The following is a 13,959-nucleotide window of genomic DNA, read 5'->3' as shown; positions in this document are numbered from 1 at the left end:
TTTGCGTGCCGCGGGAAGCGCTTGTGCCGATCGCCCTATCCCCCGAAGGGGTAAGAAGAGGATTGGTCCCGGGAAGGGTTTCATGAAGGATTCCATCCTCATGTCCCTTCCCTCCTCCTGCTTGGCCCTTCTCGCCCTGATCCTCGTCGCCCCGGCCCGCGGCGAGCGCGAGATGGAGAAACTCGACCGCGGCACGGTCGCGATCCGGCAGGCGGACGGCTCGGTCTTCACCGGCTGGCGCCTCCTCGCCAGCGATCCCGCCGGGACCGCCTTCAATCTCTACCGGCTCAGCGAGGGCAAGGAAACCCGGGTCAACACCAGTCCCTTGGACGGCCCGACGCAATTCGTGGACAAGGACGCCGCGAAGGCCGAGGCCTACCTCGTCCGCCCCGTCACCAAGCAAGGCGAGGGCTCCCCCGGCCGCCCGGCCAAGGTCCTCGCCCAGCCCTACCTCGAAATCCCGATCCAGACGATCCCCGGCTACCGTCCCGGCGATGCCTCGGCGGCGGATCTCGATGGCGATGGCGAGTACGAGATCATCCTCCACCAGACTTCCAACGGGAAGGACAACTCCTTCAACGGCATCACCGGCACTCCCGTCCTGGACGCCTACAAGCTCGACGGCACCCGGCTCTGGCGGATCGACCTCGGCATCAACATCCGCGAGGGCGAGCACTACACCCAGTTCTTGGTCTACGACCTCGACGGCGATGGCCGCGCCGAGCTGGCCTGCAAGACCGCCGACGGCACCAAGGACGGCACCGGCAAGATCATCGGCGACAAGGACAAGGACTGGCGCAACAAGGAAGAACGCTCGCAGAAATATGGCCGCATCCTCACCGGACCGGAATACCTCACGATCTTCGACGGCAAGACCGGCGCGGCGCTCAAGACGGTGGACTACATTCCCGGCCGCGATCCCATCGATGGTTGGGGCGGCAAAGGGGGCAACGGCGGCAACGACAGCTATGGCAACCGCTGCGACCGCTTCCTCGCCTGCGTGGCCTACCTTGATGGCCAGCATCCGAGCCTGGTGATGTGCCGCGGCGTCTACGGGCGGATCGTGATGGCCGCCTGGGACTGGCGCGGCGGCGAGCTGAAGTCGCGCTGGGTCTTCGATTCCGGCATCTCCCGGCCGCCCTTCGACGATGCCTCGCCCTTCTCCGGCATGGGCGGCCACGCGCTCTCGGTCGCGGATGTCGATGCCGACGGCAAGGACGAGATCCTCTACCAAGCCATGACCGTCGATGACAACGGCCAGGGCCTCTACTCCACCGGGCGCCGCCACGGCGATGCGATCCAAGTCAGCGATTTCGATCCCTCCCGCCCCGGTCTCGAACTCTACCTCGTGACCGAAAACGAGGAAGACACCGTGCGCTTCCAGACTCCCGGTGCCGGCATGCACGACGCGAAAACCGGCGCGCCGCTCTGGACCCACAGCCCGGGCGTGGACATCAGCGATGGCTCGGTCGCGGACATCGACCCTCGCCACCCCGGCGCGGAAGTCTGGGGCGGCCCCGGCGGCCTCCGCACCGTGAAGGGCGAGGAAATCGGCCCCAAGCCCCGCCACTCCAACTGGGTCATCTGGTGGGATGGCGACCTCCTGCGCGAGATCTACGGCGGCTTCGGCATCTTCAAGTGGAAACCCGAATCCGGGCAGGAGGAGAAGATCTTCGACGCCTCCCCCGCCGAGCGCCGCAGCCGCTACGCCGGCATGCGCCCGACCCTCGCCGCCGACCTGTTAGGCGATTGGCGGGAGGAACTGCTCCTGCCCGGCCCCGAAGGAAAATCGCTGCGCCTCTACACCACCACCATCCCCACCCGGCACCGCCTCGTGACCCTCATGCAGGACCCGCAGTACCGCCTCTCGATCGCTTGGCAAAACGTCTCCTACAACAAGCCGCCCCATCCCTCCTTCTTCCTCGGCGAGGGCATGGCCACCGAAAAGAAGGTCGCCGGAAAAGCGGAGTGAGTTCGGATGGCGCTTGCCGGAGCGCTGGACCTATTTCAAGAGCCTCGAAGAGGCGGACGGGAGATAGCCCCGGGTGAAACCCTGACCTTTATACACAAGTCCGCGCGGCCGTCGCTCGTCACGGCGGCGAGTGGATCACTGCTTGCCAGCACGAGGCCTCCGCTTCCGGCGTGGCACGCGTCATCCGGGCACGCGCGGGCGGGCGGTGCGGCTGAGCCGCCCGCCTTCCTCCGGGGCCCTTTCACTCGTCGTGAAAGGCGCGCCACGCGCACGCGAAGTCCCTCACCCGAGCCAGCCCCTGCCACAGGGATTGTGCACCGGGCGGCCCGTCGCCCTTGCGCCCGAGGTGGCCGCCGAGCTTGCCGACGATGCGGATGAACTCGGCAAGCGACGGCTCGCCCGCCGCCTTGTCGCGTTTGGCCACGGCGCACGCCGATCGCCACTCGGCTTCCTCGAACACGCTGCCGCAGGGCAAGTCGGGGACCACGCGCCCGAGATGAGTCAGGTAAAGGATCCGCCACGCGACCACCAGATGGATCGCCAGCGCGTTGCACAGCGCCTGCCCGCTCTTGAGCTGGATGCGTTCCACCCGGCAGCCGGTCTTGAGGACCCTATGGAAGACCTCGATGTCCCAGCGCCGCCGGTAAAGCCCGATGATCTCCAGCGCTTCTTCAAGGGTCGCCACCGGCTTGCTGGTCAACAGCAGCCAGCGCACCGGATCTTCCCCGTCCGGCGGATCGCGTTCTTCCGCCAGCACCGCCCAGAAGGAGACCCGCGGCAGCTTGACGCCCTTGCGGTAGGGCGGGCGCGGGGTGACTTCCATCACCCGCACTTCCTGGCATACCGTGCGCGCGCTGCGCTGCGAGGGCACCCGGTTGCCCTTGACCTTTTTGGTGCCCTTCCAGGCCGGCACTTCAAAGGAATGGGTGCCGAGCAGCGGTGCCGCGGCGAGCGCCGCGAAGAGCTTCGCCGGGTTATCATGCAGCGTGCCTGTCAGGGCGCGGTCCTGGTTGGCGCGGATGATCCACCCGGCGCAGGGGCCGCCCCGCTCCACGGCAGCGTGCCATGCGGCATAGAGTTCGAAGATATCGCCCTCGCGGTCGCCCACCGAGATCACCTCGCAGTCCGGCAGCAGCACGGCCACTTCATTGGTCTTTTCATAGCCTTCGACCCAGCGCCGGCTTTCCTTGTCACTACCCGGCCGCCGCTTGTGCGGGACCTTGGCATCGCCAAAGGTGGCGGGATCGCGGATGATCATCGCCGCATCGAGGGTGCCAAGCGGCAGGCCCTCGCCCGAGACCGCGTAAAGCGCGTGCAGGTAGAGACCCTTGCGGTTCTTGTCGTTGAGCGGGCCCAGACCGGTGGTGGCCGTCATGTGCGTGAAATCCAGCTCGGTGGTGTCCTGCGACACCACCACGCGGCGGTGCGCCGCGCAGCGGGCGATGGTGGCCTCGCGGTGCGGGGCCAGCACGGCCGCGGCGGTGACGTCGGGACAATTGAGCAGGCGGTAGGCCGCCGTCATCTCGCCACTGCCGCCGGTGGCGGCGGCAATGCTTTTGGAAGGAAAGGCGGCGAGCGCCGCGGCGACTTTGGGCAAGCGCCGGTCGCGCCGCGTATCCTTCAGATCCGCGTTGCCGAACTCGCCTGTAATGTCGTCAGCCACGCCAAAAATCCAACAGCGCGTGCATTGTGCAGGGCTTCAAACACTCGTACAGATTTATTTCCCGCAAACTGCACCGGCGGATTTCATGCCGGAGCGCGGACTTGTGTATAAAGGTCAGGGCATCGCCCGGGGTAGGGTGTCGTACGGGTTACGTCCCCTGAAGGGGGACCGGGAGGCTCGTTTCACGGGCACGCTCGGCATTGACCGACCTCCCGCCGTCTTGCCACGGAGACCCCGAATGGCATCATCCCGCCCTTCTCATGCACAAGGTCAACACTGCCACCATCCCCGAGTTCACCTGGACCTCCCCGAACGGCAAGTTCACCGGTGCCGGCAAGGAAGTCTCCGAGGAACTCGGCCGCAATCCGATGTCCACGGACCTGATGGAGCGCCACCCCTTCGACATCGAGATCCTGCGCATCCCGCCCGGACAGACTCCCTACCCCTACCACTCGCACAGCGCCCAGTGGGAATTCTACCACGTGATCTCGGGCGAAGGCTGGGTCCGCCACCAGGAGGGCACCACCCGGATCGAACCCGGCGACGCCTTCCTCTTCAAGCCGAACGAACCCCACCAGCTCGGCAACGACAGCGCCGCGGACCTGATCCTCTACGTCGTCGCGGACAATCCGCTCGGCGAGGCTTGCTACTACCCGGATAGTAACAAGTGGAGCGTGCCCATCCCGGAGAAACGGATCTTGAGGTCGGACCCGCTGGACTACTTCGACGGCGAGGAGTAGAGACAGTTCCATGAAAGTCCTTCTTTCAGCCCTCTCCCTCCTGCTCCTGCTCCTGGCCGGCGGCGTTCAAGCCGGTCCCTTGGGCGAAGTCGACAGCCACGAGACCGCATTCCACCGGACGCTCCATGAATCCAAGGAGATCTACCTGGTCTGCTACCACAAGGTCGAGGTCAAGCGCCTGAACAACATCCTCCGCCAGATCGATATCGGCGCGACCATCGTCGCCGTGGTGAAGGGCAAGAAGACCATCGGCGAAAAAATCACCTTCACGAGGCTCGCCGATGAAGAGCCCCGCAACGTCCCCGGAATGCTCGGCGGCCTCCACTACGTCGCCTATATCCCGGCCGGGGGTGGCAAGGACGAGGACACGGCCGGACTGACGATCAACGCGCAGGATCCCCACGCCGTCTTCACCTACAGCGCCGGCCTCTCCGCCATCGCCGCGGAACACCACGAGCCTCCGCCAGCCAAGCCGGAGCGCTGAAGCTTCCTCTTTATCACCTTGCGCGGGCGGTGCTCCCTGTCAGCCTGCCCAGTAAGCCCGATGTCATTTTCCTCCGCGCAGAAGCAGCTTTTCTACACCGAGATCGCAAAACTGCTGGAGGCGGGCTTCGGCATCCGGGAGGCGGCCCGCGTGATGCTCGATACCCGCTTGCCCGCCGGCCAGACCGCCCTGCTCAAGGCGATGGACGCCGATCTGGAAGCAGGCAAGTCGATCGCCGATGCCTTCGCTCGCGATCCGAAGGCCATCACCGGGATGGAGCGCAGCATCATCGCCGCGGGCGAACGCGGCGGCCGCCTGGCCCCGGCCTTCCAGCACCTCGCGGACTACTTCGAAATGCTGGCAAAGGCCCGCAAGGAAGCCGCCGTCGCGATGGTCTATCCCTTGGTCATGCTGCATCTCGGAATCTTCGTGTCCTTCCTGGTGAAGCACTTCCAAGGTGGCGGCGAATTTTCCGAAATGCTGCTGAAGCTGGCAGCCACCCTGCTCGCCCTCTACATCATTCTCTTCCTGGCATGGCTGGGCATCAAGGCAGTCCTCAACGCCGCGGCGAACAACCCCTCGCTCGACCTGCTGATCCAGCGCATCCCCCTCGTCGGCGGCGCACGGCGGGCCATGGTGATGGCGCGCTTCACCAAGGTCTATCACACCGCCCTCCTCGCGGGCCTGCCGATGCGCGAGACCGCCCAGACCGCCGCGGATGCCTCCCGCAGCGGCAATATCAAGAAGGCCGCCGCCATGATGACGGAAGTCCTCAAGGACGGCGGCGCACTCGGCCCGATCTTCATGAGCAGCGGTGCCTTCCCCTCCGCCTTCGCCCGCTCCTACGCCACCGCGGAAGAATCCGGCAGCCTCGACAAGGATCTGGCGCGCTGGGAGAAGGTCTATCAGGACGACGCCGCCCGCGGAACCCAAACCCTGGCGAATTGGCTGCCGAAGATCGCCTACTTCATCATCCTGCTCTACATCGCGTCGACGATCATTTCGAGCTACGCCAACATGTACAGCGGTCTTGAGGGCTTCGAATAGCCCTCACCTGGGGGTCTCTCTCGGCCGGCGGAAATCACCGCCGCCGCCGCAACAGCCCCAACGCCCCCAATCCCGCAAGCAAGGCGCTCGAAGCCTCCGGGATCGGACTCGGATTGTGCACGATCTGCAGGGCATTGAAGCCCGCATATCGCGAAGCCGAGCCATCGGCATCCGCATCGGTGTTCACGCCGGCCACCACGTTCGACCACAGGAATTCGATCCGCCCGTCGGCATCGGCGGAGACGGTGAACTTCACATACTCGGTCCCTTCGGCCAGGCTGCCATCGCCGCCTTGCACGCCGTCCCAGGAAGTCTGCCGGGAGGTCCCGCCGATGGTGAAGAGCGAGTTCTGGCCGGCGAAGGTATTGCCGGCAAACTTGTCGCCTTGGCCGTAAAAGTAGAGGTCGTAGACATCGAATGCGCCGAGCCCGGAAATGACCCCCGTGCTGGTCGTGACCAGCGAGGATGACCCGGAATTCACGTACACATAGTCGGACATCAGGGCATCGTACCCGCCGCTGTGCTCCAAGTCGCCGTCCACGCTGGCATGGCTGCCGCTGATCCCCAGCGAGAGGGTGATCGAGGTCGAGACCCCGAGCGAATCGACCAGAGCCGGCTGGGCCACGCGGTCCTTCGAACCATCCCGCCCGACGGCGTTCCAGATGGCCGCGGAACCTGCGGGATCGGCCGCGGCAGCCTGGCCGGCGTAGGTGATCGGCGCGGAACCCGCGCTGAAGTCGATGTTCACGACGGCGGCCTGCGCGATGCAGGGGCATGCAGCGGCCAGGATGAAAGCAAGGGGGGATCGCATGGCAAGGGGGGTGGTCCAGCAGCCCGCTTTCTAAAAAATCGCAGCTCTCTTGCCTAGCTACGCGATCACGTGGGATCGCCGCTCGGAGCTACCCCCATGCCACGGCAATAAGTCCGCTTCCCACCCCGCATTCACCGGGCCTGAACTCGCTTAGCGGCGGCGGCGGACCAAGACACCGAGCATCCCCAAGGCACCCAGCAGGACCGCCGAGGGCTCGGGAACACTGACGATCTGAATCGCATTCAGGGCTCCGGCGCGCGAGCCGCCATTCACCCCGTTCGGCACCGCATCCGTAAGGACATTCCCGCCCGGGCCCGTCACCACGTTCTGCCACATGAAGAAGACCTCCCCGAGATTGTTCGTCTGGATCGAGAATTTCACGAATTCCGCGCCTTCCGTCAGCGTCCCGTTGCCGCCATTCACGCCATCCCAGCCGGTTTGTTCCGCCGGTCCGACCAACGAACCGCCAAAGGTCCCGGTGATTGCGAACAGGCTGTTCTGACCGTCACCGGAGTCCCCGGGCGTCGGGTTGGCCGAACCTTGGCCATAAAAATAAATATCGTAGTACGCGTTGGCCGCCAGACCGGCGATTGTCCCGTAAGCGGTCCCGACGGTACCATTGCCGCCATCCGAATCGACCACGATGAAATCCCCCATCAGGTCGGTAAGAGAGCCACCGCCCAATTCCTGATTGCCCACCGATTGCTGGTGTCCGATGTGGGAGTTGATCAGGCCGATCCCCTCGCCGGCGATCGTCACACTGGCAGTGGTCGCCACCCCGGTGGAGTCCCGGGTCGGGGTCAAAGTGGGACCGACATGGGTATTGAGGTGATTGCTCGACGAAATGCTGGTGCTGCCGGTCCGGCGCACGCTGTTCCAAATCGCCCCGCTACCCGCTGAATCCGGAGCGGCAGCCAGACCCACATACGTGTCGAGAGGGACATTCGCGTCCACGCCTCCCAAATTGAAGTCGAAATTGATCACCGCCCCGGAGGCGGAACCAGCCAACAAAGAGAGCGCAAGAATGCGAGGGAGGGCAAACTTCATAAAAAACCAAGGGAGGAACTCCCTTTTTACTAAACTTTACGCAGTTTTTTGGCAAGTCTGAATTCAAACACACCTTACCATCATGCTAGGGGAATCCACTACGGAGCCGTGAGGCGATAGTACCCGTTGCCCGACGGGGGGGTGGAATCGGTGAATTCCACCACCCCGGTCGCCCCCGCGGTCAGCGTCTGCAGCGTCGTCCACCGCACCAAGTCCTCCGAGCGCTGGTAACTATACTGCACCCCGGGCACTCCGTGGAAGCGCACCCGGTGCTGGTTCCCCTCGATCCGCTCGATCACCGGCGGCGCCAGACCGGTCACCCCGTCTTCCGGCTGCACGGTGATCACCAGACTGCCGGTGGCCGAACCGCCGCGGCCATCCTGAATGGTCAGCGCGAAGCTGTCGCTACCGCTGAAATCCGGGGGCGGCGTGTAAGTCAGCATCCCGGAAGCCATCGCCACATAGCCACCGGCGGCGCTGCTGCCGCTCGCAATCACCGGGCTCAGCGCGTCGCCGTCAGGATCCGAGGCCCCCCCCAGCATCAGCGAGTAAGACAGCGTCAGCGCGTTGTTCGCCGGGGTAGAGGTGCTGTAGCCGGAGAAAACCGGCGGGCGGTTATTCCCCACCGGGGGCTGGACCGTCACCGTCACTTGATCCGAGGCGGAGAGCAGGCTGTCCGAGGCAGTAAACTTCAGCACATAGCTGCCCAGCACCGTGAAGGTCGCCGTCGTGGAGGCCGTCGTCGGACTTGAGAAGGCGACCGCCGCCGGCCCGGAAACGAAGGACCAGCTCCTGGTCAGCGCCAGCGGGTCCGGCAGGCCGTCGTCCGTCACGCTGCCGCTCAGCAGCACCTGCGCCGTGCCACCGCTCAGGAAGCCGGAACTGTCCGGGCCTGCATTCACCACCGGCGCGGTATTGGTCGCCCCGCCCGCAGTGGTCGAGCGCACCAGCGCGATCCAGTCCTGCGTCGTCGGGTTCGGCGGCGCGCCCAGGCTGACCGTCCCGCCACCGTTCACCGTCGGCCCGTTGATCAGCGCACCGCCGCTGCGCGGGTTGAACCACCTCACCGTATAGCTTCCGCTCGTCCCGCTCAAATTCAGCGTGTGGGTGCCGCCGCCGTGGAGCTGCACCAGATACGTGTGGCCGGTCTTCGCCAGGCAGCGGTTGGCGTTGTTGCCATAGCCGCTGACCAACGAATTGCGGTTGCTCATCTGCTCGAAGGGAATGCCGTTCCCCTCCATGAACTCCCTCGCATGGCGGCAATAGTCCCAGAAGCTGTCCCGGCTGCGGAAGTCCTGGCAGGTCAGGTCGGAGTGCGCGGTATCGTAGCCGAAGTAAAACTCCACACCCGCACCCCCGGCCATGATATTGCCCCAGATCGCGTTCTTCCGCGCATCCGTGTGACTGGACCCGGGATCGGCATCGGTCCGCAGCGCCAGCCGCGAATCGCCCGGCTCGTCGCAAGCCACCACCCAAGGCCGCCCCGCATCTTCCGAACGGTCGATGTAGTCCTTGGTCATGCTGAACATGTCCGTGAAGTCGGAGGCGTTCAACTGCAGCGAGAACCCGGTCAGCTTCGAAGCGCTGCCGAGCATGTCGTAGTGGTTCGAGCCGTTGTGGATGACGATCGGATGCTTGTACGGATCGTTGTCGTGGAAGTACTGCGCCCACGCCTTCTTCTGGGTGGAGGAAGCGTCGTTGATCTCCTCCCCGAGATTCCAGTTCAGCCCCGGATGATGGCCGAAGCGGGCGATCATCTCGCGGTAGTAGAGCTTGCGCTGGTTGCCCGTATCGCCGCCGTCGAGCGTCAGCTCGTTCTCGGTCTCCTGGGTCTTGAAGTTCATGTGCATCCCCTTCTCCGTGCCGTGCTCGAAGACCATCTCCCACTGGTCGAGCTTCGAGACATCCATCCGGCTCCGCTCGCTGTAGGTCGTGTAGGGGAAGACGTTCTTGTCATCCCCGCCCACGTTGAAGGTGAGGAAGGAAAAGGCATTCAAGCCCTCGGCGGCCAGGTAGTTGATCGCGCCGATCAGACCCTTCCCCTTCCCGTCGCCCCAGCTCGGGTCGCCGCTCTGCCAATCGCCCGCGTGCGGACCCCAGGTCTTGAGAAACGCATCACCCTGGCCATCGCTCTTGAACTCGCCATCGAAGTCCGAATACGCCAGCAGGTTCTCCGGCGCATCGACGCCCGCCTTCATGAAATACTCGCCGGTCTCCGCGAAGCGCAAGTGATGCTTGCCCACGTATTCGAGCCGGCCCTTGCCGCGGAAGTCCACGCCGCTCTTGTCGGTCGCGGCGATGTTGAAGTTCCCCGTGTCGTCGTCGAAGTACCCGGCACTCGCGCCCGCGGTGGAACCGGCGGTAGTCGCCAGGTTCGAGCCGCTGCGGAAGGACGCGGTGTAGACCCACAGCCCGGTCTCGTCCGGCGCGAAATGGGCCCGCCAGATATTGCCGGATCCCGCCGAGCTGTTCGCCGCATTCCCGTCCGCCGCGAAGTAGCCGGGCACCACGTAGCTCTTGCCGCTGCTCGGGTGGCTGAAGGTCACATTCAGCCGGTAGTCGGTGAAGGGATTCGGCGTCGCCGTCTCGCTGGTCACCGGCCCCCTGAAGCTCAGTGTGACCTTGTGCCACTTCTTCAGCTCGCCGCTGAGCAGCGCCTCGCCGCCGCTGTCCGGCAGCACGAAGACCGAAGCCTCGTCGCTCGCGGAATTCCCCGCATTATCGGTTGCCCGGTAGCGGAAGAGATAAGTGCCCTGCACCAGATTGGACGCCGTCAGGTTCGCCGTCGCGCTGCCGGATAGCGCCGCCGCGCCCGGCCCGCTGACCTGCGTCCACAGGTGGCTGGAAATGCTGCCGTCCGCGTCCGTCGCGCTGCCGTTCAAGACCACGCTCGCAGCCGGCTGCACGATCGTCTTGTCCGCGCCCGCATTCGCCACCGGGATCCCGGAAGTCGCGCTGTTGATCACGTTGAAGACCACCGTCAGCGGCGTCCCCGCGGAACCGGCTCCCGCAGCCTGCGTGAAAGGCGTGCCAGTCAGCGTGTGAGTACCGAGCGCGATCGGCCACGCGAGGTAGTCGCTCTGGTTGACGTCGCCATTGATCGTATAGGGCGGCCCGCTCTCCGTCCGCAGGTTCACCGTGTCGTTGAACGAAAAGCGCACCGACCCGACCGGCGCGGGCGAGGTGTCCGCACGCACGCTGATATTCGGCGTGACCGCCAGGTCGATGCTCATGCCGGTCGTCATCGGGCCGAGTTCCTGGTCGGTGTCGGCATTGACCAGCATCAGCGTGGTCAGCACTTGGCCGCTGCTTCCGGCCGCAGGATTGACGGTCACGATCACGTCGTCGGATGCCGTCAGCCCGCTGTTGTCGGTCACCGTCAGGCGGAAGACATAGCCGCCCTGCACCAGTCCCGAGGCGGTGAGCGTGGCAGTGGCAGCGCCGCCGCGGGTCGCGGTGTTCGGCCCGGAAACTTGCGTCCACGCGTAGCTGCTGATCGAACCGCCGCTGTCCGTCCCGGAGCCGCTGAGCACCACCGAGGAAGTCGGCAGCGTGACCGTCTTGTCCGCCCCCGCATTCGCCACCGGCGCGCCGGAACCCGGCGCGGAAACCACCACCGTCACGTCGTCGGAAGCGGTCAGCGCGCTATTATCCGTCACCGTCAGGCGGAAGACATAGCTACCCGCCACCAGCGCGGAGGCCGTCAGGTTCGCGCTCGTGTTCCCCGACAAGCCCGCCGTCCCCGGTCCGGAAACCTGCGTCCACGCATAGCCCGTGATCGAGCCGCCCGTGTCCGTCCCGGACCCGTTGAAAGTCACCGATGAGGTCGGCAGCGTGATCGCCTTGTCCGCGCCCGCATTTGCCACCGGCGGATTGGAAGCCGCGGCCGTGACCGTCACCACCGCATCGTCCGAAGCCGTCAGCCCGCTGTTGTCCGTGACCGTCAGGCGGAAGACGTAACTCCCCGCAATCAACGCCGAAGCCGTCAGGTTCGCGCTCGCGTTCCCGGACAAGCCCGCCGTGCCCGGCCCCGAAACCTGCGTCCACGCATGGCTGCTGATCGAGCCACCCGTGTCCGTCCCGGAACCATTCAGGGTGACCGAATTCGTCGGCAGCGTGATCGCCTTGTCCACCCCTGCATTCGCCACCGGCGCCCCCGTGGCGGCGGTCACGTTCACCACCACATCATCCGCACCAACCAGGACCACGTCGCTAACCTCGCTATAGATCCGCAGGCGGAAAACGTAGGTCCCCGCGATCAGATTCGAGGCCGTCAGGTTCAGGCTGCTCTCGCCCGCGCGCGTCGCATTGCTCGGCCCGGAAAGCTGGGTCCACAGGTAAGCGTAAATCGAATTCCTCGGATCGGTGCCGGTCCCGTTGAGGGTCACGGCAGTCGCCGGCAGCGTGACCGTCTTGTCCACCCCCGCGTTCACCACCGGCGAATTCGCCGCCGGCAGCACCGTGACCGTCATGTCGTCATAGCCGCTCAGGCCGCTGTTGTCGGTGACCGTCAGCCGGAACTTGTAAGTCCCGTGCGCCAGGTCGCTCAGCGTCGGGCTCGCCGCGATGCTGGACGACCACGCCACCGGCATCGGCCCGGAAACCTGGTCCCACTTGTAGCCCGCGATGCTCCCGCCGCTGTCCGTCCCCGAGCCGCTCAAGCTCACCGTCGTGCTGGGCAGCGTGATCGTCTTGTCCACCCCCGCATTCGCCACCGGCGATCCCGCCACCGCTTGGTTCGTCACCGTGAAATTCACCGTCACCGGCGTGCCCGCCGCGCCCGTGACCGAGTAGGGCGTCACCGTCAGCGTGTGGCTGCCCGCAGTCGGCGTCCACGGCAGGTAATCGTCCCAAATGTTGTCCCCGCCGATGCTGTAGGGCGTCTGGGTCTCGTTCCGGATTTCCGCGCCATCGAGGGTGAAGCGCACCGAGCCGATCACCGCCGGCGTGGTGTCCGCCCGCAGGTTCAGGTTCGGCCCCAGCGGTGCCAGGTTGATCGTCCCGCCGTGGCTCAGGATCCCCGCATCGTCATCCGTATCCGCATTCACCAGCATGACCCGCGCGATCGCCGGCGAGGTACTGCCGCTGCTGTTGAGCGCGGATTCGGGAATCGCCGTCGACTTCGCCGCAGTATCCGGGATCGAGACCTTGCGGAAGATGATGCGGTCGAAGTTGTACTTCCCCGAGCGCCCGCCGAGGCTCAGCTCGTAGCTGCCGCCAGCGGGGAATTGATACACCGGCCAGCGCTTGTTCGAGGAGCCGCCGGCATCGAGCAGGTTCGCCCAGCCCCAGCTGGTGGGCGAATTGACGTAGATCTTGGTGCTGCTCGTCAGCAGGGACTTGATCGCGTCGTCCATGTGCGAGCCGCCCGCGTTCGGACCATCGTCGAAAGTCGAGCCGTTGAGGCCCGTGAGCTTCACGTAGCAGTCGTTGTTCTTGTCGTCCGCCGCGCCGGCCAACCGGGCCCGCGAGCGGATGTGAAGCTGGTAGGTGCCGGCCTCGTTGATCTTGAACTTGTAGGTGAGCGGCGTCTTCGGCGTGGTCGCGCCGTTCGGGTAATTGCCTTGGAATTCGAGATGCGCCCCGCCCGTCGCGCCATCCACGTAGTTCGTCTCCCCCGGTGTATAGAGTTCCCAACGGTCGCTTCCCGTCCCCAGCGAGGACGGCGTATTCTCCGCCTCCATCACCACCATTCCTCCGGATTCCTGATAAACATCGGTCGGGCCGACGATCGCAGGCGCGACCGCGACCCCGGCCACACTGGCAAGGGCAAAAAGGACTCTGATTGGCGACATCAGCTCGTTCGTAAAATTTGAAATTCAGCAATCGTTAAAGATTGCGACGCGAGAAATCCCCACAGTCTCCGCAGGGGGCAATTGATCCGTTCTTCTCATGCACCTGACCTTGGGCAAGGGGAGCCCGAGACCGCGTCCATGCATTGGAAGCGTCCAATCTAAAGGTTTTACGGGTCATCGACGAGGAAAAAAGACCAATAACGCCTCACCTTCCATCCGTGAATACCCCTAGTTAGGTCCGCCTTTCAGCCCGCCCCGCAGCTAGGAAAAGTCCCCCCAAAGGAGGCTCTTCCAAGGTGCTCCGCACAGTCCCTGTGCGGCCGAGGCAGTTCTGGCGGCGGCATCCACCCGAGAGGCCCCCGGATGAGGCGCGCCACAGAGGTGGCTTCCACCGCACAGA

8 protein-coding genes are annotated in these 13,959 nt (G+C 65.3%); 4 read left to right on the top strand and 4 right to left on the bottom strand.

The genetic code is table 11. The annotated features are described in order from the left end of the window. Positions 1-100: 100 nt before the first annotated feature. Positions 101-1,972 carry a rhamnogalacturonan lyase gene (locus ABWK72_RS16845; RefSeq protein WP_367870732.1) on the top strand — a complete coding sequence of 624 codons (1,872 nt, stop codon included), beginning with the start codon at positions 101-103 and terminating at the stop codon, positions 1,970-1,972. Positions 1,973-2,213: 241 nt separating this feature from the next. On the opposite strand, the gene ABWK72_RS16840 is transcribed toward ABWK72_RS16845, so the two are convergent. Further along, positions 2,214-3,635, bottom strand: coding sequence for an IS4 family transposase (locus ABWK72_RS16840; protein ID WP_367870643.1), 1,422 nt, complete (start codon positions 3,633-3,635; stop codon positions 2,214-2,216). 260 nt (positions 3,636-3,895) lie between these two features. Between ABWK72_RS16840 and ABWK72_RS16835 the strand changes: the two genes are divergently transcribed. Genes ABWK72_RS16835 through ABWK72_RS16825 form a run of 3 tightly spaced genes read left to right on the top strand, consistent with a single transcriptional unit; the run spans position 3,896 to position 5,906 of the window. After that, complete coding sequence (locus ABWK72_RS16835) at positions 3,896-4,375, top strand: cupin domain-containing protein (protein ID WP_367870731.1); 480 nt, start codon at positions 3,896-3,898, stop codon at positions 4,373-4,375. A gap of 10 nt (positions 4,376-4,385) precedes the next feature. After that, a complete protein-coding gene (locus ABWK72_RS16830) occupies positions 4,386-4,859 on the top strand; it encodes a hypothetical protein (RefSeq protein WP_367870730.1) in 474 nt (157 codons plus the stop codon). A gap of 60 nt (positions 4,860-4,919) precedes the next feature. Next, entirely contained in the window at positions 4,920-5,906 is a 987-nt protein-coding gene (locus ABWK72_RS16825; RefSeq protein ID WP_367870729.1) for a type II secretion system F family protein, read from the top strand. A gap of 34 nt (positions 5,907-5,940) precedes the next feature. Here the strand turns inward: ABWK72_RS16825 and ABWK72_RS16820 are convergent, their stop codons facing one another. The 3 genes from ABWK72_RS16820 to ABWK72_RS16810 form a co-directional block, all read right to left on the bottom strand. Next, positions 5,941-6,717: a hypothetical protein gene (locus ABWK72_RS16820; protein ID WP_367870728.1), complete on the bottom strand. Its 777-nt coding sequence runs from the start codon at positions 6,715-6,717 to the stop codon at positions 5,941-5,943. 150 nt (positions 6,718-6,867) lie between these two features. Continuing rightward, positions 6,868-7,764 (bottom strand): PEP-CTERM sorting domain-containing protein, encoded by an 897-nt coding sequence (locus ABWK72_RS16815; protein WP_367870727.1) that lies wholly within the window; start codon positions 7,762-7,764, stop codon positions 6,868-6,870. A 98-nt stretch (positions 7,765-7,862) separates the two neighbouring features. Continuing rightward, entirely contained in the window at positions 7,863-13,559 is a 5,697-nt protein-coding gene (locus ABWK72_RS16810; RefSeq protein WP_367870726.1) for a tandem-95 repeat protein, read from the bottom strand. Positions 13,560-13,959 lie beyond the last annotated feature (400 nt).

This window comes from Luteolibacter sp. Populi (assembly GCF_040801775.1).
Classification (GTDB): domain Bacteria; phylum Verrucomicrobiota; class Verrucomicrobiia; order Verrucomicrobiales; family Akkermansiaceae; genus Haloferula.
The sequence above is the reverse complement of the archived record's forward strand: the minus strand, read 5'-3'. Positions and strand labels throughout refer to the sequence as shown.

Bases quoted from the DNA above. Each gene is read 5' to 3' on its own strand.
- ABWK72_RS16845 (WP_367870732.1), top strand. From the start codon at position 101: ATGTCCCTTCCCTCCTCCTGCTTGGCCCTTCTCGCCCTGATCCTCGTC.
- ABWK72_RS16835 (WP_367870731.1), top strand. From the start codon at position 3,896: ATGCACAAGGTCAACACTGCCACCATCCCCGAGTTCACCTGGACCTCC.
- ABWK72_RS16830 (WP_367870730.1), top strand. From the start codon at position 4,386: ATGAAAGTCCTTCTTTCAGCCCTCTCCCTCCTGCTCCTGCTCCTGGCC.
- ABWK72_RS16825 (WP_367870729.1), top strand. From the start codon at position 4,920: ATGTCATTTTCCTCCGCGCAGAAGCAGCTTTTCTACACCGAGATCGCA.
- ABWK72_RS16820 (WP_367870728.1), bottom strand. From the start codon at position 6,717: ATGCGATCCCCCCTTGCTTTCATCCTGGCCGCTGCATGCCCCTGCATC.
- ABWK72_RS16815 (WP_367870727.1), bottom strand. From the start codon at position 7,764: ATGAAGTTTGCCCTCCCTCGCATTCTTGCGCTCTCTTTGTTGGCTGGT.
- ABWK72_RS16810 (WP_367870726.1), bottom strand. From the start codon at position 13,559: ATGTCGCCAATCAGAGTCCTTTTTGCCCTTGCCAGTGTGGCCGGGGTC.